Here is a 22,122-nt window from a genome sequence, read left to right on the forward strand (position 1 = left end):
CGATTTTGACTTTTCATTGGCAACGCTGCAGGAACGTGTCGCTCGACTGATGGCACACGAGGCAGGGGCGCGGGTTCCGGGAGAACGCCGTCTTGCACTTGCTCTCGAACCCGAGCGGATGCGGGTTCAGCCCCTGCCCGCCTGACATCCCCCGGGTCGCGTGGCAAGTCGCGCAGTCCCGCTCGGTGTGGCAGGAAACGCACGCATTCAGGTTTCGCTCTGCTTCCCAGGCGTGGTGCTTCGCGCTCCGCGGCGCGGTGGTCCACTCCGCCGGCGGCGGATGGAAGCGGCGCCCTGTCGGCCGCGTGGCGCTCGGCGCGTCGCGCGCCACGCCCGTCCGCCGGTGGCAGTCTGCACAGAACGTCTGCTCCTGATGGCAGCTCACGCAGCGCGGATTGTCCTGTCGGGCCGCCTGCGCGTGCATCGAGAGGAAGTCGTTCGGGTGCACGTTGCGCGGACGGACCTTCCCGTCATGGCAGTCGGTGCAGTAGTTCGCGCTGTGGCACGTCCCGCAGAAGGCGCTGTCGTTCGCGGCGATCTGCTTGTGACGCTCGAGCCAGTCGGGCGTGTGCCCCGCGTTGTGCAGCCACCGGGGTGGCAGCAGATCGCCCGTGGCGAACGTGGTCACGAGCCGCCCGTCGGGGCGCGTCAGGTGGCATACGTCGCAGTCGCTCTTCGCGTCGCCCTGGGCCGCGCCGCTCATGTTGTGGCACGTGAAGCAGCCCGCCATGCGCGGCAGCTGCTCGCGCGTGGCGAGCTCGAGCCGATCGACCCGGCCGTGGCACTGGCTGCACTTGATGTTCCGGCCCACGTGCTTCTGGTGCGGGAAGCGGAGGTTCGCGTGCGGCAGGACGAGCGGCGCCACCTTTCCGCCGCTGCCCGCGTCCTCCCCGATGTGGCAGTAGGCGCACTGCCCGTTCTCGTTCGTCCCCGCCTTCACCTGGGTGAGGTCGGAGTGATCGACGTCGTGGCAGTTGTCGCAGGTCTCGCCGGGCCTCGGCAGCAGCCGATCCGACACGGCGTTGCTCGCGTAAGCCGCCGCGTGGCACGACTTGCACGTCTGCTTGAGCCCCTTGACGTGCTTCTTGTGGTTGAAGCGGATCGTCAGCGTCTGCGGCGGGTAGATCTCGTCGCTCGGCACCGGCGTCGCGCTCGTCCCGGGCGGCATCCACGCGAGCGGCACCTCGGCGTCGCCAGGCATCGGGTGGAGGCCCGACGTGTACCCGCCGCGCGGCGGCTTCGCGCCCGCTGCGCCCTCGGCGCCCTGCTCGGCGCTGCCTTCCTCGGCGTCGCCCTCCTCCGCGTCGTCCGCCGCCGCGCTGTCGTCCTCGGTCGCCGCCGGCGACTTCGGCTGCGCGGACGCCTCGGGGCCCACGATCGCGAGCGCCAGCGCGCCCAGGCACGCGACGATCGCGACCCATCCGGGCACGAACCTCGCCTCGTCCCGCCGCGCGCCGCGCCGGCGTTCATCTGTTGCGTGCGTTGCGTGCGTTGCGTCCATGCGATCCTCGCTCACGGCGCCACCCGCAGGTTCACGAGGCCGACGACCCGGAAGCGCTGGCCTACCAGCCGGTTCATGTCGTGCTCCCACTCGAGCTTGAAATCCGCGACCTCGCCCGGCCGGTACCCGGCCCCGAGGACATACCCGAACGACGTCGCGCCCCGGTCAGGTCTCAGAGGATCCTCCCAGTTGTACAGCGACACCCGCGCTCCGAGCGCGTAGCGCTGCCCCTGCAGCCGCTTCTCCCCCGACAGATCGCCGCCGGTCCGGCGCCCGCGCTCCCCGGTCTGCAGCATCCCGCGCAGCTCGACCGTCGACGTGCGCGTCCGGTAACGCCCCGCGAGGTTCGCGAGCACGTCGGTCGTGACCGTCGCGGCGCGGTTCGCCTCGTCGCGCGCGAAGTCCTCGAGATCGCTGTCGCTCGACGGATCGAGCACGGTCGTCCCCAGGCAATTCCGCGGGAGGTCCGCGGTCTCGCACTGATCCGCGCCGAACTCCTCCGGGTTCCCCTCGGCGGTCCACATCCGCGTGCCGCCCCAGGCCGCGAGATCCACCTCCCGGGTGATGTCGACCGCCACCCGGCCCGTGATCGTGGTGATCGGAGCGTGGGTGAACCAGTTCCAGATCGAGTCGGCGTCGAACGTGGGAACGAAGTAGTCGACGTCGGCGCCCAGCGTGACGCGGCTGCCCGCGTACACCTCCAGGCCGCCGTAGAACGAGCCGACGAGCTGGTTGTAGAGGTCGTACGTCACGCCGCCCTTGATCCCGCCGAGATCCGCCTTGTTGATGTCGGCGGCGTACCCGAGCCGCTCCTGCGAGATGCGCGACCCGTCGGTCGTCTGGACGCCTCCGTCCTGGTCCGGGAACTGCTGGGTGATCGAGCTCCCGAGGTTGTAGACGCGCCGGTAGGTCAGCCGGCCGTGGAGGAAGCTCGGCCCGGCGCTCTCCAGCGCGGCGCCGAACGCCGGGGCCAGAGCGGCCTCCTGATACGACGGGAAGTCGGCGGGGCTGTCAGGCTGCGTCCGGTCGCTGCCGAAGCCGCGGCGGCTGCCGCGCCAGACCCCCTGCCGCTCGTAGCGCGACGTGGAGAGCGGCAAGCCGCCGCGCTGCTCGAGCCCGCCGTACGCCTCGAGCTGGACGTAATAGGGGGTCGTCACCCGGACGAGCGCGCCGTCGAACGACCACCACCCGAGCACGTCGCTCACGTACTGCCGGCCGACCCGGAAGCCGAGCCAGCCGCTGGCGACGTTCCGGCCCTCGACATACGCGTACATCAGGTCGAGCGGCGCCTCGTGGAGCCCCGGGATGAAGCGAGAGCCGCCCGCGACGCTGAAGTCGGTCTCGCCGCCCTGCTGCGCGCCCTCGAGGTGGCCGTTCAGCCCGAAGTCCGCGTCGAGCCGGAGCCGCAGGGTCGCCGAGTAGTCGGCCTGGCCTGGGGCCGAGTCGCCCTGGAGGTTGTAGACAGCGAGCCCCAGCGTCTGCAGGAGACGCCGTCGCTCGATGTTCGTGTTCCCCCAGGGGCTCGCGACCTCGTAGGCCTGGAAGCCGGTGGTCGACTCGACCTCGAAGTCGGCCGCGGCTGCCCCGCGCGGGGCGAGCGCGCAGGGCAACAGGCAGGCAGCCGCAAGCGCGCGTGACAGCGACACGCTCCGCGCTCTTCGTTGGGGCGTTCCTGGCCGCGTCCTGCCGGAGCAGGAGCGCAGCTCACGGCGTCGTGACGGGAGCTCCGCCATCGACGAGCGGTGCTCAGTCACGGAATCTGCGCTCGCTTTCCTCTTGTGCGGGCCGATCTGCGCGGCCTTCGCTCACAGCAGCCGCGGAGGGCTGGACAAGCATGGCGGGGAGTTTCGTCCAGGCCCGGTGATGCTGTCAACCCGATCGCAGGACGAGCAGCGCTGTCGCAAAAGCGCGCTCTCAGCCGTATCCAGCGCCCTTCCGGAGCTTGCCGTCCGGGCCGACGCTGAAGCCGTTCGAGTCCTGGAGCGCCTGGTTCGCGCCGCTCCGCAGCTCGGCCGGCACCGTCCAGCCCCGGCCCAGCAGCCCCTCGGCCACCTTGTTCTTCACCCGGACCGACTCCTCGGTGGCCAGGATCTTCACCAGCGCTGGCGTGCTCGCCTCGTCGCCCTGGGAAAAGATGGTCTGCACGGCGTGGAACCGCACCGTCTCGTTGACGTCCTCGAGGAACCGCTCCACCGCGACCCGGACGTCGTCACCCTTGATGTCGCCCAGCGCGACGATGAGCTGCTGCTTCGGCTCGGTGTTGCGCGCGTACTCCGTGTCGAACCGGTCGAGCAGGCGGACGAGCTCGGTGCGGTAGTCGGCCTCGTCGAGCAGCTCGCGCAGGATCTTGAGCGGCCAGGTGAGCGCCTCGGCCTTGAGGCAGAACTCGACCACGGCCGGCACCGCGTCCCTGCCGGCGTCCACGACCCCCCGGAACGCCAGATCCTTCTCTTCCTGATCGGTGATCGAGGGGTCGATCGAGAACGTGAAGCGCCGGAGGAGCGCCGCCGCGGCATCGGCGTTCTTCATCGCGGCGAGCGACTGGATGGCGTCGAGGCGGTCGTACGTCTGCGCCCGCTTGTCCGCGACGACCTTGGCCAGACCGGCCACCTTCTTGTCGGAGGAGGCGCTTCCGGCGGGGGGATTGCTCTTGCGGAAAAAATCGAAAATACCCAACGCTGACCTCTGGTGGCTGTCCCGCCGCCGCGGTCCGAGCCGACCGGCGATCGCCGCCGCTATCCACGGCCGGGGCCGCGCTTGTGGCCCCCGGCAAGTGGCGCGCCTCGCCCGGGTCGTCCCGGACGAGCCGGCTCGGTCGAACCGAGCCGGCGCGGCCGTCTACTCCGTCGTCTTGATGGCGGTGGGGAATTGAATGCTCAGGCTCACGGTGACCATGCTGGTGAAGTGGAACTCGCGATCCTTGTCGTCCACCTTGTTGTCGGGGAACGCCTCATCCGTGCCGAGACCGTGGTTGTCGAAGCCGGAAGTATTCCACGCGAACGGCAGGGCGCGCCACTCCGCGCCGAAGCCGAGGAAGTCCGACGGGTAGAAGTTCAAGCCGAGGCCGAACGTCGGCGCGAAGGCCACGCGGCTCTCGAGCCCGAAGGTGCTCGCGCAGTTCGTGGTGCACACCTTGCGCTCCTTCACCCCGACGGCCGCGAACCCCGCGAAGAAGTTCACGTCGGTGTCCACGAAGAGCTCGGAGAACAGCGCCAGCTTGCCGCGGAAGGGCACGAACGTGAGCTGGGGGGCCGCGACCCACTGGATCTGGGCGAGCTGATCCTTCGTGAGGTCGCCCCGCGTCAGGTTGACCTTGGTCAGCTGGCACTCCTTGGTGAACGACCGGTTGGAGCAGTCGCGCGCGTCGATCGCCACGCGCTGGAGCTCGTCCGTCAGCCCGGTGTTGTACTGGAACCCGTAGCCGCCCCAGGCGCCGATGCCGAACCAGTCGGTGAGATGGTAGGTGAGGCGCATCCCCGGCATGATCGTCCGCCGGTACTCGTCCAGCAGCGTGAACGATGCGCCAGGAGCGACCTCGAACCGCCCGTCGCGGTGGAGCCGGAGCTTCCGCACGGCGGGCGCGCCTGCCAGAGGGCCCGTAAGCTGAATCTCCTGCGCCTCGGCGGGCGCAGCGGTCATCAGAAGTGCACAGCCGGTAAGCCCTGCCACCACGGTGCAGAGGCTCTGGACGAATCGACGCATCATGCCTGTCCCCGTCTTTGGCTGAATCATCCCATGTCTCGCGCTGGGCGTCCGCGCGTCCCCACGTCCAAAGGCCTCACTTCGGCAGCCGGTATTCCCAGGAGAACGGCAGGAAGACCGAGAATCCGACCTGCGCCTGCACGTTGTTGGTGAAGCTCTTCTCACTCTCGAGCCACGTGCTCTTGTCCTGCGGCCTGTCCTTGTTGACGCTGGCGGCCTCGAGCTCGTCGAAGAAGACGTAGTCGCTGACCTCGGCCATCGCCGCGAACCAGCGGTTGAAGAAGATGCGGAGGCCACCGCCGACGTGGAAGGCGAGCTTCGGCTTCCAGTCGAAGGAGCGGTTGTCCGGATCGACGACGGCCATGGGCCGCGTCGAGATCGCGCCGACGCCGCCGAGCACGTAGAAGTCGTAGTGGAAGATGAAGTCGCTGAACCCCGCGAACTTGCCGTACGCGGGGACGTACGTGAAGTTCGCATTCGCGTTCCACTGATACTCGGTGATCGGCTCGCCGATACGCGCCGCCCTGCTCGTCTGGAAGTTGAAGTCCGACGGCGTGTTGAGGCCGGCGTACCAGTTACCGTTGACCCCGATCGCGAGGACGTTGGTGAGGTACCAGTTGATCGCGAGCCCGGGACCGTTGTGACCGACGAACTGGTCGTTCATGGTCAGCCCGAAGTACGGGTTCACCTCAAAGCGGTGATAGCGCAGCGCGTAGATCTGCTGCACCGCGTAGGTCTCTGGCTTGAGATCCTTCGCCGCTTCCTTGTTCAAATCGATCGTGGGACACGCCGAAGGGTCGATCTTACAGATGTCCCCAAGCCCCGCCTCGTCGCCGCCCTCGGCCGGAGCCTCGGGGGCCTCCGCCGGCTCCGTGCCCTCGGCAGGAGTCTCTGGCTCGTCGAGGTTGATTTCCTTGGGTTGCTCCTTTGGCTGAGCCGACGCCGTGAGCGGCACCGCGACCAGCGCAGCCGCAACGAGAAGCCCCACGCGAGCCTGGTTCATCGCCATCCCTTCCGAAGTCCGTGCGATGCGAGCGATCGTTCTCGAACGCCCAGGTAGAACAGCTTCCTAACTACTCGAAATAATTAAATAATTCGGTCAACCGCCAAGCCCGACGGACTATATCACGCCGAAAATCAAAGGATCAACAACCAAATCCTTTTGCCATGGACGACCGGGCGAGCCGCCAGACCGCGAGCCTCGCCGTGCTCTGCCGCGACCGCGCGCCAGGCGGCTTCGCGCGACGGTCGATGGACTGCAGAATCACCGCGGGCCCGGATCCGCCGATGTGCGTGCGCTGGGGGGTGCATGACGGTGGCGGCTCCTGACGGTTCAGCGGCGCGAGCGCGACGATCCGCGGGCCCGGATCTTCGCCCGTTTCTTTGACCGATGTCGAGGAAAGTGATTGGGAGGTGAGGTCGAGATCGCTCGTCGCCGGGCCGAGCGCGGGTCGCCTGACGCAGGCGCAGCCGCGCGCGTGTCAGGCGGCCGCGTCCTCGGAGCCGCTGGCGCGGCCGAGCATCGCCTCGACGAACTCGTCGGGCTCGAACTCGCGGAGGTCCTCGGCGCGCTCGCCGATGCCGACGTAGCGGACCGGCAGTCCATGCTCGGCGCAGATGCCGAGGATGACGCCGCCCTTGGCGGTGCCGTCGAGCTTCGTCAGCACGATGCCGGTGATCGGCAGCGCCTCCTTGAAGAGCGCGGCCTGCTGCATGGCGTTCTGGCCGTTCGTGGCGTCGAGCACCAGCAGCGTCTCGTGGGGCGCGCCCTCGAGCGCCTTGTTCATGGTGCGCGCGACCCGGGCCAGCTCCTCCATGAGGTTCGTCTTCGTGTGCAGCCGGCCCGCGGTGTCGGCGAGGACCACGTCGGCGCCGGTGTCCTTCGCCTTCTGGATCGCGTCGAAGATCACCGCGCCAGGGTTCGCTCCGTCCTTGCCGCGCACGACCTCGCAGCCGACGCGCTTGCCCCAGACGTTGAGCTGCTGCACCGCCGCCGCGCGGAACGTGTCGCCCGCGGCGAGCACCACCGTCTTGCCCTCTGCCTTGAGCTGCGTCGCGAGCTTGCCGATCGTGGTCGTCTTGCCCACGCCGTTCACGCCGACCACCATCACCACGGTCGGCTGCGTCTTCAGCGAGAGCCCGCCGCCGGCGCCGACGCGCAGGATCCGCTTCGCGTGCTCGCGCAGCGCGTCCCAGACCTTGTCCGTGTCGGCGAGCTCGTTCCTGCTGAGCGCCGAGCGGATCTCGTCGAGGAGCAGCTCTGTCGTCTTCACGCCGACGTCGGAGGTGAGCAGCACTTCCTCGATCTGCTCGACGACGTTGGGATCGATCTCCTTCTTGCCGGCGAACAGGGCCTTGAGCCGGCCGAAGAACCCCTCGCTCTCGCGCACCTTCGTGAGGCCCCTGCGGAGCCCCTCGATGTCGCGCTTGCGCGCGCCCGGGGGGGTCGTCTCGCGCGCGGGCCTCGCGGGCGCCGGTTTGACCACCGGCGGCTCGACCACGGGCGCGGCGGGAGCTTCCTCGACCACGGGCGCGGGCGCCGCCGTCTCGGCGGCGGGCGGCACGACGGGCACCTCGACGGGGAAGGGCGCCTCGACGGGCGGCTCCTCCCGCGGCGCGGGCTGCTTCGCCTTCGCCGGAGGCTCTTCCTCCGCCAGAGGCTTCTTCGGGGCGCGCGGCTTGTCTGCCGGCTTATCGGTCGGCTTGTCGGCCGGCTTGTCGGTGGGCTGCTTCGCCTTCTCCGGGAGCTTCTTCGGTTCGGGGCGCGCTTCGATCTCGGGTGGCGGCGCCTTCTTCGTGATGAAGTAGACGATCGCCGCCATCACGACGAGGCCGACGATAATTAGGGCGATTTCCACGTTGGCGTTCTCCGGCGAGGGAGCCGACTATATGGGACGTACCCCATACGTCAACGTGCGCTCGCGCGGGCGCCCGATCCGGCCATCGAAACTGCAGGCCGGGGCGGCGGGGAGGCCGCCCCGATCAGGGGGCGAGCTGTGAGATGCCCGGCTTCGGCTCCGACGCGCCGAGGTCCTGCTCCACCCGCTCGTCGACGGGGTCGGGGCCGAAGGCGGCGTGCTCGATGCGGCTCGCCCAGAGCTCCACCTCGTGCTGCTGTGCCCTGCTCGCCGCGCGGCGCACGTGCCCGGGCGTCGGCTCCGGCGGGCCCTCGAACGGGGCGCCCTGCCGCCGCGCCCAGCGGACGAGACGATCGAGCACGGCGCGTCGGCGCGTCACCAGCGCGATCCCCAGCTTGCTCGGCGCCGGGAGCGCCTGCTCGTAGCTGCTGTGCGTCGGCGCGCGGACCACGAGCTTGGCGTCGCTCCGGTACGGCGCCTCGATCGCGAACTCGCCGGCGTCGTCGGTCAGCGCGCGCGCGACGACGCCGCTGCCCTCGAACGCGGGCACGACGATCGTGAGCTCCGCCTGCGCGATCGGCGCGCCGTCGTGCGCGTCGGAGACGGCGCCGCGCCAGCCGGTCGCGTCCTCGAGCGGCCCCATGATCCGCACGCCCGCGCGCCCGGGCGGCGCGGGCGGCTTCTCGTCGCTCGCGCGCTCCACGGCGCGCTTCGGGGCGCGCCGCCAGCCGCCGAGCACCCAGCCCGCGATCGCGAGGACGGCCGCGCCGAGCGCGATCTGCCGCCACACCCCGGGGCCCGCGACGGGCACGTCGATCGCGAGCTCCGCGCCGGGGATCCACCACGGCGCGGCGGGCACGTAGCGCAGCGAGATCGGCACGGTCCCCTCGCGCTCCGCCGTGAACGCAGCGATGACGCGCGCCTTGCCGGAGCTCACGGGGGCCGCCCCGACGGGCTCGCCCGCGCGCAGCGCCTCGACCACACCGCCTTCGACCGGGCCGCGGCTCGAACGCACGTCGACGTCGATCGGCACGCCGTCCTCCGCGCGCGCCGGCTCGACGGGGTGGGGGAGCGCGAGCGTCACCTGCGCGTACCGCACGACACCCTGGCTGACGCTCGCCTTCGCGAGCTGGTCGTTCCCGTCGAAGCGCGCGCGCAGCACGCCCTGCCCGGCGCCGTCGAGGCCCTCCGTCGCGACCTCAAACCGCGCGCGACCGTCGCCGCCGGTCAGGGCCTCCGCGACCTTCGCGCCGCGCTCGTCCTCGAGCACGATCGCGAGCCGCTCGCGCTCGAACGGCGCGCCGCCCAGGAGCGCGCCGCTGCGATCGATCCGGAGCGCGACGGTGATGTTGACGGTGGGTCGATCCAGGTCGATCGCGTCCACCGGCGGATCGAACCGGAGCGACACTGGCGCGAGCGGCGCGGCGTGCGTCTCGATCGGGATCTTCACCTCGACCGGCTCGTAGAGCTTCCCTCCCGCGAAGCGGATGCGCAGCGCCGCGTCGGCGAGGGGCGCGCGGCCGCGGAGGCAGAACCCGCCCCGCTCGTCGGTCGCGATCTCGTACCCGCCCTGGGACGCGCGGTGCTCGCCGACGCGGTCCGCGCCGTCGCACGCCTCCGCCGGCGGCAGGTCCACGGGCGCGCCGCTGCGCGTGATCCCCTCGATGGCGAGCGGAGCCTCCGCGACCGCGCTCCGCGCGTCGTCGACGACGCTGCCGCGCACGACGAACCCGTCGGGCTCGGTCCACGCGACGGCGTCGATCTGCGCGCTTCCCCGCACATGGATGCGGAGCGGCGCACCTCGCGTCTGCGCGTGCGCGGAGAGCGCCGTGACGAGCGCGGTCGTCGCGAGGATCGCCCCCGGCCAGCGCCGCGTCACGCCGCGCACCCCGCGAAACCGTCCGGCAAGCCTCTCGTCATGATCGCGCATTATTCGTCACGCGGGTGGAGCCCGGGCAAGGGGAAGCAGCGCCGCCGCTGCGCTGCGCTCGCGCTCGCCTGGCCGCGCGGGCGGTGAGGGCGAGCGCGGACGTAAGCGGACGTGAGCGGACGTGCACTCGAGAGCGTGGGCGCGGCGTCGAGGTCGACGTCGACGTCGGGTCGATAAGTGGATGATGATGTCGTGTTCGCCCTGGGCCCAACATGCTTCAGGCCTTGAAGCCCCGCGGGCAGGGCGCGTCAAACCGTTCAGTCCGGCGGCAGCGAGGAGCGAGCGAATGCAAGGCAAAAGTGCGAGCGTGTGCGCACCAAATTTTGGATCTGGAACCGATCATCCGATCGCCACGGCGGCGAGCCCCTCGTGTATCGTCGGAAGTGGAATGCGCCGGCCCTCTCCTGTGCTCGTGTCGCTGGTTGTGACGCTCGTACTCTCGCTGATGCCCATGAGGCTCTACGCGGATCAGCGCACGAGCTACTTCGCCGAGCAGCTCAAGACGAACGAGGACTACCGTGTCCGCACGCAGGCGGCGCTCGCGCTCGGGGCGTCGGGAGACGACGCCGCGACGAAGCCGCTCTGCGACGCGCTCACGGACAGCAACGCGTCCGTCAAGGTCGCGGCGGCCGCGGCGCTCGGCAGGCTCGGCAAGCCCGCGGGGCTCGCGTGCCTGGAGCGGGCCGAGGCCCGCGAGCAGACGCCTGCGGTCAAGTCGCAGATGCAGAAGTCGATCGCGACGCTGTCGGCCGGCGGCGCGGGCGGCGCGGGCGGCGCGGCGACGCCGCCTCCGCCAGGCGCGGACACGAAGTACTACGTGGCGATCGAGGTCACGAACAAGACCGGCCGCCCCGAGGCAGAGATCGACGCGATCGTCCGCTCCGCGATCCAGTCGAAGATCCTGTCGAAGGCCGGCTACGCGGTCGCCCCCAAGGGCGAGACGGCGGCTCAAGGCAAGAAGATCGTGGGCGGCAAGAAGCTGAAGGGCTTCTACCTCCTCGCCACGGTCGAGCCGGCCTTGTACCAGGGCGGCAACCTCACCCAGGTGGTCCGCGTCAGCATGTGGACCTATCCGTCCAAGTCGCTCCAGGGTGAGTTCGCGCCCAAGCTCACGCAGAGCGGCACCCCGAAGAAAGACGTCCAGAGCGAGAACATCCTGATGAAGATGTGCGTCGAGAACGCGGTCGAGACCTTCCACAAGGTCGTCGCGTCGCTGTGATGCACCATCGCTGCTCGACATTGGCTTTCCCAGTGCGCCACGACCCTTGTCATCTCCAGCCAGCTTCGAGGATCCCATGAGCGACGCTTCCAGCACGGCCCCGCAGACCTCCGCGCCGGAGGTCAGAGCGCGCTACCAGCGGAGCGCGCGGAACTACCTGATCGATCAGAGATTCCAGCTGAAATACACGGGGTTCCTCGTGGGGATCAGCCTCGCGCTCTCGGTGGCGCTCGGGATCCTCCTCTGGAACGCCAGCTCGAAGATCATCGAGCAGAGCCGCAGCGCCGTGCAGCAGGGGCAAGAGACGGTCCGGCAGGGTCAGGAGACCGTCAAGCGCGGCCAGGAGGTGCTCGTCCAGAGCCGGCGCGTCAGCGAGGTCGTCGCGATGAACATCGCGAAGGAGTACAAGGACGACCCCGAGCTCGCGAAGACGTTCGGCGAGGCGGCGCAGCGCGACGAGAGCAAGCTCAAGGACGAGCAGGCGCGGCTCGAGCGCGACGCGGCGATGCTCCAGCAGCGCGCCGAGGCGCTCGGGCGGCAGGCCGCTGACGTCGCGCACAACCAGCAGATGCTGCTCCGCCTGATCGTCGCGCTCCTGTCGTTGCTTGTCCTCGGCGTCGGCGTCGCGGGCATCGTCTTCACGCACAAGATCGCCGGCCCGATCTTCAAGATGAAGCGGCTGCTCCGCCAGGTCGGCGAGGGCAAGCTGGTCGTGCGCGAGCGGCTGCGGAAGGGCGACGAGCTCCAGCACTTCTTCGAGGCGTTCGAGAAGATGGTCGAGGACCTGAGGGCGCGGCAGCAGTCGAAGATCGCCAAGATGGATGTGGTCCTCGAGAAGCTCGAGTCGGACGCGCGCGCCCAGAACGGCTCGGCGGAGATCGATCCCGAGGGGCTCGCGCAGCTCAAGCGCCTCCGCAGCGAGATGCAAGAGCAGCTCGACGCATGACCTGCCCGCGCGCGGCCCGGGCGGCTGCGCGAGGGGTCGAGCTGCCGTCGCAGCAGCTCGCAGCCGATCCGAGATCAATCCGAAGGTTCAGCGCGAACGCGCCGCTCCTCGCCGCTCCTCGCCGCGCGGCTCGCTCCCAGGCGCTGGCGCTAGAAGGCGGCTTTCACGAGCTCGATCTCGACCTCGCCGGTCGGGAGGAACGTCACCGACGCGGCGTCGAAGCGCATCCGCTCCACGCCGCGTACGCGCGAGAAGCGGGCGCGCCAGAGCTGCTCTCCCGCCCGCCGCACGCGGGCGCGCTTGCTCGCGTCGATGCTGTCGAGGGCGCGAACGTACGAGCCGGCGCCGCGCGTGCGCACCTCGATGATCGCGATGACCGGGCCGTCTCGCGCGATCACGTCGATCTCGAGCCGCCCGACGCGCGCGTTGCGCGCGATGACCTCGATCCCCTGCGCCGCGAGATGGGCGACGACGGCCTCCTCCGCGCGCGCCCCGATCGCCCTCCGCGCGTGCCCCGCCGCTGCCGCCATGGCCTGGCGGACCGCCGCCGTCGCCGCCGTCGCCGCCGTCGCCGCCGTCGCCGCCGTCGCCGCCGTCGCCGCCGTCGCCGCCGTCGCCGCCGTCGCCGCCGTCGCCGCCGTCGCCGCCGTCAGAGCGCCGTGCGCGCCGCCGCGTGCCGCGGGGCCGTCGCTCTCGCCGATCCCGAGGGTCGGCGGAGGCTCGGCTCGCGCCGCGCGCCTGGCGCGCAGGCCTTCGAGTGAGCTTGAGTCGTCGCTGGGAGGTACGGAGCCGCCGGCCTGTTCGGCCGGCGCTCGCCGAGGGCTGCGCGAGGCGCGGCGGCCCGTCACCCGATTCCTACGGGTTGCCTTCGCACTGTTCCGAGTTGTAGCGGCCCTGCACCTTGCCGCAGGCCTGCTCGCCCGTGAACTCGGAGCCCTGCTTGATGCAGTACTTGCCGGTGATGTTCGGGTCGCCGAGCCCGACGTTCGGGCGGATCTCCGAGCAGGTGAAGCCCTGCGGGCACTCGCAGAAGTTGAAGTTCGGGTCGTCCGGCTCTCCGTCGGCCACGCCGCACCGGCAGGAGCAGTACACCGCCTGCTCTGCGTTCCGGTCCGAGTCGCCGGCGCACTGGCCGCACACGGGCGACGCGACGAGATCCTCGGTCCCCGGCACGCAGCAGGCCTTGCCCTCGTTATCAGACCTGGTCGGGTCCTGGCACTTGGTGCTGCCGTCGGGGTTGGTGAGGCCGTCGCGGCAGATGTGCAGCTTGCACACGCCGTCCTCCCCGCAGCTCCAGTCGGTGGGGCAGTTCGGGTTGTCGGTGCCCGGGGTGCCGCACCGGCAGAAGCCGCCTGCCTCATCGCAGTCGCCGCTGAGGCACTCCCCGTCGTTCTCGCAGTCGGGCGCATACGATCCCGACAGCTTGCAGTCCTTGCAGTCGCCGGGCGCGGCGGGGTTACAGGTCGCAGGTGCCTCCTGACCGAGGGGGCAGCTCACGCGCCCCTGGAAGTGGTTCACCAGGCAGATCCGCGTCTGGCACTGGAAGGACCGCGATTCGATGTTCTCTTCCGTCACCTTGAAGCCAGCGAACTGCGGATCGTACTCGTCTTCGGGCAGGCACGGGTCGCCCACGCCGCCGCTTTCACACGCGGAGGGCAGGCTCGCCATAGCGACGACGCTGAGCAGGCCGAGCAGGCCGGACAGAATGGAACGGGTCATCAGAACGTGCTCCTTCGGCGGCGGTGCGCGCCATCGCCTCGGCAGAGGCGCGCGGACGGGAGGCAAGAAAACGCTCAAGTCGAGGTGCTCAAAGGCACAACGTCAGCGGTTGGACCCTAGACGAAGGGCGCCTGGAGCGTCAACAGCCGGATGGGGCGCGCCGCCGCCGAGGTGCGTCCGCCGGCGGCGCGGACCGTTCGACCCTGCGCTCGTCACTCCCTTGGCAGCGGTCGGTGACGCCGCCGGCATGACGCGCCGGCGAGGCGAGACCGTTACGGAAGCGCTCGCGCATCGGTTCAATAATTCCACCGTCGACTCCTACGCAGTGCGCCACCCCAAGCCCGACGCGGCGACCGGTGTCTGAGGGCGGGAATGTAGAGCAAGCCGTCGGCTGGCATCGCTTGACAAGCCGCGCGCCACAATCCTACCATCCCCGGCCACACGCAAGTATCCGTTGATTCTCATTGAACTTTTTGGTTCTCGACCGAGTTGCCTCGGGGGTCTACGGCGCGCGCTTCCCGTGTGTGGAGCCGCGAACGGGGCGAAGGGGCCACGATCTTTACGTCGCCGAAAGCGAGGAACGACGATGCGGAACCGGCTGGCGAGTATCTGCCTTGTAGCTTCTGCCCTGTTGCTTTCCCCCGCCGTGGGGCACGCGCAGGCCGGCAAGGGTAAGCCCGGCGCGGCTGAGAAGGCGGACGCCAATGGGGGCAAGAAGCCCATCAACCTCGACGAGGATGCGGGCCCCGTGACCGCGGGCCAGATGACCGAGGAAGCGGCGCAGGGCAAGCGGCTGTTCGACAGCGAGCGGTGGAGCGACGCCGCGCTGCAGCTGAAGCGCGTCGTCGACGGCGACACCGGCGACGATGAGGGCAACCGGCAGATCGCGCAGTACCACCTCGCGATCGCGCTGTACCGCCTGCAGTTCTACCAGGCGAGCTACGCGATCTTCTCGCAGATCGCCGACAAGCCGAACCACCTCAAGTTCAACGAGACGCTCCTCTGGCTGTCCAAGCTCGCGACGCAGCTCCCGGAGCCGGCGGACATCATCGAGCGCGTCGGCAAGTACAAGACCGAGCAGGTCGCGCGGTTCAACAACCCCCAGCAGCGCGACCTCTACTGGCAGCTCAACTACCTGCTCGGCCGCTACAAGTACCGCAACCGGAACTACGAGGAGGCCATCAGCCTCTTCGCCAAGGTCGACCCGAACAGCAAGTACTACGTCCAGGCCCAGTTCTTCAGCGGCATCTCGTACGTGCAGCTGCGCAAGTCGGTGCCGGCGGTCAAGTCGTTCCAGCGCATCGTCCAGGCGATCGACGACGGCGTCGAGGGCGTCGAGGACGAGGCGCGCATGCGCGACCTCGCGTTCCTCTCGATGGCGCGGACCTACTACTCCGCCTCTGTCCGCCTCGACGACAACAACGTCCCGACGATCGACGCGGCGAAGCTCTCGGCCGCGGTCAAGTACTGGAACCGCGTCGACGTCGCGAGCGAGTACTGGCTGGACAGCCTCTTCGAGCAGTCCTGGGCGTACTTCATGGCCGGGCTGTACCCGCAGGCCCTCGGCAACATCCACACGATCGAGTCGCCCTACTTCCCGAACTCGTTCTATCCCGAGGCCGACATCCTGAAGGCCGTCGTCTCGTTCACGATCTGCCAGTACGGCGACGCGACCATCACCGTCGCGAAGATGAAGAAGAAGTACGAGCCGATCAAGAAGGAGCTCGAGGCGATCCTGAACCGCTTCCAGGGGGAGGGGAACGAGGAGCGCTTCTTCCAGTTCCTGAAGGACGTGGGCGCCGGCAAGGCCCAGATCTCGCCGACGGTCCGCCCGATCGTCGAGAACGCGCTCTCGGACCGCCAGCTCCGCCGCAACATGGAGTACGTGCGCGTGCTCGACGACGAGGCGCAGCGGTTCAAGAAGGCGCCCGCGAACTTCCGCAACTCTCCGGTGGGCAGCGAGGTGACCGACGCCCTCGAGTTCGCGCGGAGCCTCGCGGTCCGGAACGCCGGCACGCTCGGCCGGGAGCGCTACCAGCGCAACCTCGATGAGCTCAACGAGCACCTCCGCGACTCGTCGAAGATCCTCATCGACATCACCGCGGCCGAGCGGAACAAGCTCGATCAGCAGGTCGTCAGCGGCCAGCTGTCGAAGGAAGACGCCCTCACCTACGGCGTCGTCAAGCCCGACGACGAGCACGTGCTCTGGCCGTTCGACGGCGAGTACTGGCGCGATGAGCTGGGCTTCTACCGGCAGGTCGTGACGTCGAAATGCAGCAAGTGAGAGGTTTCCTCATGGTTCGCCCCGCGGCCCGAGCGCGCGGGGCAGACAGCGCTTCCTCACGGGGGTCCGTGGCGGAGGGACGGAGATGGAGATGAAGCAGTCGAAGTTCAGTGTACTGCATGCGCTCCGCGCGGCGGCAGGCACGTTGGCCGTGGCGGCATGCGCGGCCACGGCGAGCCCCGCGACCGCGGCCGACGCGTGCATCACGCAGCCGGCGAAGGACGCGATCGCCGCCTGTCCGGGCGGCAAGCTCCAGGTGTCGGCCGGCAAGAAGCCGCAGGTCAGCTTCAAGTCGGCCCCCACCGGGATCAACCTGAAGAAGCGTGACGACCTCACGAAGCCGGCCAACCCGACCGCCTCACAGGCCTCGGCGCAGCGCGACGAGCGGCGGAACCGGCTCGCCCCGAAGGTGCGGAGCCTGCTGATCACGGAGATCCAGGGCCTCGAGAGCCTGTACGCCTCGACGCCGAAGAACGCGCCGGATCGGCCGAAGCTGATGCGGCGCCTCGCCGAGGGCTACGTCGAGCTCGAGTCGGCCGCCTTCCGTGACAAGACCGAGGGGCAGATCAAGGCCGACGAGGCCAAGCGGAAGAACCCGAAGGCGGTCGCCGGCCTGCGGGCGGAGATCGGCAAGGCCGACAAGATCCTCGCCGCCGCGCGCAAGAGCGCGATCAAGTACTACACGCAGCTCAAGACGCAGTACCCCAAGTACTGCCAGAGCACCAACGCGGCCGACCCCGCGAAGAGCACGGGCTGCACGGACGAGGTGCTCTACTACCTCGCCTACGAGTACGAGCAGGCGCAGCAGCTCGAGGACGCGCGCAAGGTCTACTTCGAGCTCATCAAGAACTGGCCCAGCTCGAAGTACATCCCGAACGCGTACCTCGCGTTCGGCGAGCTCTTCTTCAACGAGGCGCAGGGCGACCCGTCCAAGTGGGACCTCGCCGAGCAGTCGTACGTCAAGGTCACCCAGTACCCGCCGCCCGAGAACAAGGTCTGGGGCTACGCCCACTACAAGCTCGGGTACGTCTACTGGAACAAGGGCGACTTCGCCCGCGCCATCAGCGAGTTCAAGAAGACGATCGAGTACGGCCAGCAGTACCAGCAGATGCCGAACGCCGCCCAGCTCGCGGTCTCAGCGCGGCGCGACATCATCCCGGTCTACGCGCTCGCCGGCGATCCGCGGAAGTCCCACGACTTCCTCCGGCCGCTCAGCGGCGACGCGAGCGGCAGCTCCGAGAAGACGTTCAAGATGATGGACGACCTCGGGCAGAACTACCTCGACACCGGTCATTACAAGGAGGGCATCGAGCTCTACACCGACCTGATGACCCGCGATCGTGGCCCGAGGTACTGCGTGTACCAGGGGCACATCGCCGAGGCGACGCTCGCCATGAAGTCTGGCAACAAGGACCAGATCATGGGCGAGCTCGGGCGCCAGCTCGACGTCCACAACAAGTTCCAGGGCGAGGGGCACCCCGCGGACGCCAAGCTGAAGTGCTCGAACATCACCGCCGGTCTGCTGACCGAGACGGCGATGGCCTGGCACCTCGAGGCGGTCGGCTCGGGCGGCGTGCGCGGCACCGGCGACAAGAAGACGATGCAGCTCGCCGCGCAGCTCTACGACAAGGTCGTCAACAACTTCAAGCAGGAGCAGTTCGCCAAGTTCGAGTTCCCCCGCATCCTGAAGGAGGACTGGCCGAACATCTTCAAGATCAAGTACGCCATGGCCGACCTTCTGTACTTCCAGAAGGACTGGGCCAAGTGCGGCCCCGCCTTCGACTCGGTCGTGGCGGAGGATCCGAGCGGCCCGCAGGCCCCGGAGGCCGCGTACGCGTCGGTGCTCTGCTACCAGAACATCTACACCGAGACGCACAAGGACGGCTCTGACAAGAAGGGCTCCGGCAACCTCCCCGACCCGGGGACGGGCAAGAAGGGCGAGAAGGACAAGAAGGCGGAGAAGGCGAAGTTCCTGCCCAAGGAGTTCAACGAGAGCCAGAAGGGCATGATCACCGCCTTCAACCGCTACGTCTGCTACATCAAGCCCGCCGCGAACGACAAGGAGGCGCAGGAGCAGTACGTCGAGGTGAAGTACGCGCGTGGCCGCACGTACTTCGAGGCGCAGCACTGGGAGGAGGCCGCGCTCGCGTTCCGCGACGTGGCGCTGAACCACGCCGACAAGGAAGTCGGCATCTACGCCTCGCAGCTCTACCTCGAGTCGCTCAACGTCCTCGGCGCGAACATGGACCCGCCGCGTCCGTCTTGTTACGACGACATGGCCGCGGACGTGCCCAAGTTCATCGACCTCTACTGCAAGGGCGGCAAGGAGAAGGAGAACGCCGAGCAGTGCGGGATCCTGATCCGCATCCAGCGCGACATCGAGCGCCTGCGCGCCCAGAAGCTCGTCGAGGCGGCCGACGCGGCCGGCGGCGTCGAGGCCCTCAAGAACTACGAGAAGGCCGCCGTCGCGTACATGGACATGTGGAAGAAGTACGGCGAGGCCGCCTGCGAGGCCAAGCAGCCCGCCTGCGAGAAGAGCGAGGAGGTCCTCTACAACGCCGCGAAGGCGTTCCAGGCCGCCCGCCTCATCGCCAAGTCGATCGCGGCGCGCAAGATCCTGCTCGACCCGCGGTACAACCTCCACAACACCGAGCTGGCGAAGACGTCGATCTACGAGATCGGCGGCAACTACCAGGCGATCGCGGTCTATGACGAGGCGGCGAACTGGTACGAGCGCTACGCGCGCGAGAACCCGAAGGGGGAGAAGGCCGCGGAGGCGCTCCAGGACTCGGTCGTGCTGCGGCTCGGCCTCGGCCAGGAGGACCAGGCCATCAAGGACGCCGACCTCTTCAACAAGAACTACGGCAAGGCGAAGCCGGCGCAGACCGCGCAGATCGCGTTCGCGATCGGCGCGCACTACATCGACCGCGAGGACTGGGATCAGGCGCGCCGGCGGCTGTCGACGGCGATGCCGCAGATCGACCGCAACGCGACGTTCGACGTCCAGGTGCAGGCGCACGCGATGTACGCGCGCGTGCTGCTCCAGACGAAGAGCGTGACCCCGGCGAACGGCGAGTACAACAAGGTCCGGGGCTACTGGAAGGACCCGGCGGCCGCGCTGAAGAAGATCGACGCGATCGGCGGCGAGGAGCCGGAGAAGCTGCGCCGGCTCGGCAAGGTGCTGACCGCGGTGGGCGAGGCCTACTTCCACTTCGCCGAGCAGAAGCGGAAGGACGTCGATAAGATCAAGTTCCCCGAGTACAAAGGCGCCGGGAACCGCGAGGACGTCCTCAAGCACATCAACACCAAGGTCGCCGACTGGGTGAAGAAGAAGCGCCCGGCGATCGAGGCGGCCGACGCGGAGTACCAGAAGATCCTCAAGCTGGAGCCGACGCCTCCGCCGCGATGGGTCATCGCCGCCGGCGCGCGCGTCGGTCAGATGTGGGGCAAGTTCGTCGCCGAGTTCCGGGCCGCGCCGATCCCGAAGGAGTGGAAGGGCCACGGAATGGTGCCGGGAACCGACGTCTCGTACGACGAGATCCGGGGTGAGTACTACTCGCGCCTGGACGAGGCGAGCGAGCCGCAGAAGCAGATGGCGAAGGGCGCGTTCAAGACCTGCCTCGACCTGTCCGTGAAGTACCAGTACTTCGACGATTACTCGCGTACCTGCGAGGTGTGGCTCTCGAAGAACTACGGCGCCGAGTACCACCTCATCGACGAATTCCGCGGCGCGCCGTCGCGCGTCAACTCCGGCCTGAGCGATCGCCCGGCGCCGCTGAACCTCGACGGCACCCCCTTCCGCGAAGCGCTGACGGCCACTGACAAGCCGGCCGCCAGCAAGGACAAGGAAGAGGGCGACGAGAAGACGAAGGAAACGCCGGCGGCGTCCGGCGGATCCAAGGAAGGCTCGGCGCTCGATCGGGCCACGACCCGACCCAAGAAGTGATGGAGCGGAACATGAGAAGCATCACCTCAATGGTAGCGGTCGCGGCGATCCTTGTGGCCGCGACGGGTTGTGGCGGCGGGAGCTCCGGCGGCACGGCCCGCGCGGCGAAGGATCCGTCGACCGGCAAGGCGATCACCGACAGCAAGGGGAACGCTGTGTCGGTCGAGGCGGCCAACAAGTTCAAGACCGCCATGGACACCATGGTCCAGCACGACAAGGCTGGGGATTGGTCCGAGGCGACTTGCAGCTCGACGGCCCAGCTGTTCCTCGACGCGGCGGATGAGCAAGGGGACGCGACGTTCGCCGAGGCCATCTACAACGCGGGGCTCGCGTACCAGCGTTGCAAGAAGGACTCGGAGGCGAAGAAGTACTTCCAGCAGGCGCTCCAGAAGAACCCGAAGTTCCACCCGGCGCGTGTCCAGGTGGCGCTCTACAACCTGGCCGAGTCGGGCGAGCGGAACATCGACGCGGCGATCAGCGAGATGCGCCAGGCCGCCGTCGTCGACGCCCAGTACAAGAACGTCGAGGCGCTCGTGCACCTCGCGCTCCTGTACATGAAGCGCGGCAACCAGGTCGCCGACAGCGATGGCCCCAACGACTTCCAGCGCGCGAAGCGGTACATCCAGAGCGCGCTGGCCGTCGATGACGCCTTCATGCCGGCGTTCAACCAGCTCGCCATCTACTACCTGGAGACGGCGAAGCAGAAGGCCGGCAGGAAGTCGGGCAAGGCGGTGGCGACCAACGTCAGCAAGCAGAAGAAGGTCGACACGCAGGCGCTGGAGCTCGCCGCGCTGGTCTGCTCCCAGGCCATCCGCAAGAACCCGAACTACGCGCCGATCCACAACACCGCGGGGATGATCCAGGTCGAGCTCGCGAACCTGAACGGCGCCGTGCAGGAGTTCAACACGGCGAGGCGGCTCGACCCGAGCTTCTACGAAGCGCAGATGAACTACGCGGCGGTGAACCTGTCGTTCCGCGGGTTCAAGCAGGCGGAGGAGGCGTACCGCGCGGCCCTGAAGATGCGTCCGAACGACTACGACGCTCACCTGGGCCTCGCGCTCGCCCTGCGCGGTCAGATCGACGACTCGAACTTCGACAGCCTGGTGGCGGCCGCCAGCGCGGAGCTCGACGCCGCGAAGAAGCTCGCCCCCGAGCGCCCCGAGACCTACTACAACGAGGCGATCCTCACCCAGGAGTACAAGGCGAAGTCGGGCGGCAAGGCCGCCGAGGGCGCCCTCCAGTCGGCGAAGGGGCTGTTCGGCCAGTTCATCCAGAAGGCGGGCTCCACGGCCGAGTTCGCTGACGCGGTGAAGCGGTCGAAGGAGCGCATGGAGGAGATCGACCAGATCATCGCCTTCAACAAGCAGACCGAGGCCGAGCGCAAGGCATCCGAGGCCGACATGAAGACCAAGGAAGCCGAGCAGGAGGCCGCTGCCGGGAGCGAGGGCGAAGGGGCAGAAGGGGCGACTCCGGCTCCCTAGGCAGCCGCGGAGCCCGTCCCCTGGCGCTGTCGGACGAGCCCCCTTCTCTCGCCATGCGAAGGAGAGGGGGGCTCGTCACTTTCGTCGCATCGCTCTGGGAACCTTGGGTTGAATCTGTTGTCGAGGTGAGCGTGGGTCGTGCTCTCTGTCGCCTCGCCCGTCTCGATGAAATGCGAAGCTGGTTGACCGGCCGCCGCGTAAGGCGGTACAATGGCACTGTAACTGCGTCGGATCATTTTGAGGAGGCTGGAATGAGAGGGTTGACCCGATTGGGTGCGGGAGTCGTGGCTGCCGTTCTTATGAGCGTGGTCGCCTCGACGGCGATCGCGCAGGAGGCGGCTCCGGCCGGCGGCGGTGGCGGGAAGAAGGAGGACGGCTACGGCTACGAGTTCTCCGACGATCCGCTGAACGCCGGTGGGTTCGGTCCCAACGACGCCACCATCCGCGTACGGCCCGGCCCGGTCCGGACGACGTTGATCCGGCCCCGCACCTCGTTCGTTCCGGAGATGCTCAAGTCGGTCGAGAACCTCTGATGT

Annotated in this window: 15 protein-coding genes; 6 read left to right on the forward strand and 9 right to left on the reverse strand. The window is 68.9% G+C overall.

Features of this window, described 5'->3' with window-relative positions:
- Positions 1-13 precede the first annotated feature (13 nt).
- The 7 genes from WME85_RS17450 to WME85_RS17480 all read right to left on the reverse strand — a co-directional run bounded on the left by WME85_RS17450 (position 14) and on the right by WME85_RS17480 (position 9,949).
- Positions 14-1,429, reverse strand: a complete 1,416-nt coding sequence (locus tag WME85_RS17450; protein ID WP_437839669.1) for a cytochrome c3 family protein — start codon at positions 1,427-1,429, stop codon at positions 14-16.
- Positions 1,430-1,512: 83 nt separating this feature from the next.
- The gene (locus WME85_RS17455; protein ID WP_437839670.1) at positions 1,513-3,147 is read right to left on the reverse strand and encodes a hypothetical protein; all 1,635 of its coding nucleotides are present in this window, start codon (positions 3,145-3,147) and stop codon (positions 1,513-1,515) included.
- 268 nt (positions 3,148-3,415) lie between these two features.
- On the reverse strand, positions 3,416-4,177 hold the full coding sequence (locus WME85_RS17460; protein WP_437839672.1) for a HEAT repeat domain-containing protein: 762 nt from the start codon (positions 4,175-4,177) through the stop codon (positions 3,416-3,418).
- A 162-nt stretch (positions 4,178-4,339) separates the two neighbouring features.
- Complete coding sequence (locus WME85_RS17465; protein ID WP_437839673.1) at positions 4,340-5,206, reverse strand: hypothetical protein; 867 nt, start codon at positions 5,204-5,206, stop codon at positions 4,340-4,342.
- Positions 5,207-5,279: 73 nt separating this feature from the next.
- Positions 5,280-6,191 (reverse strand): outer membrane beta-barrel domain-containing protein, encoded by a 912-nt coding sequence (locus tag WME85_RS17470; RefSeq protein ID WP_437839674.1) that lies wholly within the window; start codon positions 6,189-6,191, stop codon positions 5,280-5,282.
- Positions 6,192-6,684: 493 nt separating this feature from the next.
- Positions 6,685-8,061 (reverse strand): signal recognition particle-docking protein FtsY, encoded by a 1,377-nt coding sequence (gene ftsY / locus WME85_RS17475; protein ID WP_437839676.1) that lies wholly within the window; start codon positions 8,059-8,061, stop codon positions 6,685-6,687.
- Positions 8,062-8,185: 124 nt separating this feature from the next.
- Complete coding sequence (locus WME85_RS17480; protein WP_437839677.1) at positions 8,186-9,949, reverse strand: carboxypeptidase regulatory-like domain-containing protein; 1,764 nt, start codon at positions 9,947-9,949, stop codon at positions 8,186-8,188.
- 493 nt (positions 9,950-10,442) lie between these two features.
- Here WME85_RS17480 and WME85_RS17485 point away from each other — a divergent pair, with 493 nt between their 5' ends.
- Complete coding sequence (locus tag WME85_RS17485; protein WP_437839678.1) at positions 10,443-11,210, forward strand: HEAT repeat domain-containing protein; 768 nt, start codon at positions 10,443-10,445, stop codon at positions 11,208-11,210.
- A 76-nt stretch (positions 11,211-11,286) separates the two neighbouring features.
- Positions 11,287-12,156, forward strand: a complete 870-nt coding sequence (locus WME85_RS17490; protein WP_437839680.1) for a HAMP domain-containing protein — start codon at positions 11,287-11,289, stop codon at positions 12,154-12,156.
- A 149-nt stretch (positions 12,157-12,305) separates the two neighbouring features.
- Here the strand turns inward: WME85_RS17490 and WME85_RS17495 are convergent, their stop codons facing one another.
- Both WME85_RS17495 and WME85_RS17500 read right to left on the reverse strand, forming a co-directional pair.
- Positions 12,306-13,004: a YraN family protein gene (locus WME85_RS17495; RefSeq protein ID WP_437839682.1), complete on the reverse strand. Its 699-nt coding sequence runs from the start codon at positions 13,002-13,004 to the stop codon at positions 12,306-12,308.
- Between the two features lie 7 nt (positions 13,005-13,011).
- Entirely contained in the window at positions 13,012-13,875 is an 864-nt protein-coding gene (locus WME85_RS17500; protein ID WP_437839684.1) for a hypothetical protein, read from the reverse strand.
- Between the two features lie 631 nt (positions 13,876-14,506).
- Here WME85_RS17500 and WME85_RS17505 point away from each other — a divergent pair.
- From WME85_RS17505 to WME85_RS17520, 4 genes are all read left to right on the forward strand, one after another.
- Complete coding sequence (locus WME85_RS17505; RefSeq protein ID WP_437310476.1) at positions 14,507-16,159, forward strand: tetratricopeptide repeat protein; 1,653 nt, start codon at positions 14,507-14,509, stop codon at positions 16,157-16,159.
- A gap of 91 nt (positions 16,160-16,250) precedes the next feature.
- A complete protein-coding gene (locus WME85_RS17510) occupies positions 16,251-20,105 on the forward strand; it encodes a hypothetical protein (protein ID WP_437839685.1) in 3,855 nt (1,284 codons plus the stop codon).
- Positions 20,106-20,134: 29 nt separating this feature from the next.
- Complete coding sequence (locus WME85_RS17515; protein ID WP_437839687.1) at positions 20,135-21,586, forward strand: tetratricopeptide repeat protein; 1,452 nt, start codon at positions 20,135-20,137, stop codon at positions 21,584-21,586.
- A 284-nt stretch (positions 21,587-21,870) separates the two neighbouring features.
- Positions 21,871-22,119, forward strand: coding sequence for a hypothetical protein (locus WME85_RS17520; protein ID WP_437310479.1), 249 nt, complete (start codon positions 21,871-21,873; stop codon positions 22,117-22,119).
- Positions 22,120-22,122: the final 3 nt, after the last annotated feature.

Origin of the sequence: Sorangium sp. So ce1153, from assembly GCF_051521595.1 — a bacterium.
Taxonomy (GTDB): domain Bacteria; phylum Myxococcota_A; class Polyangia; order Polyangiales; family Polyangiaceae; genus Sorangium.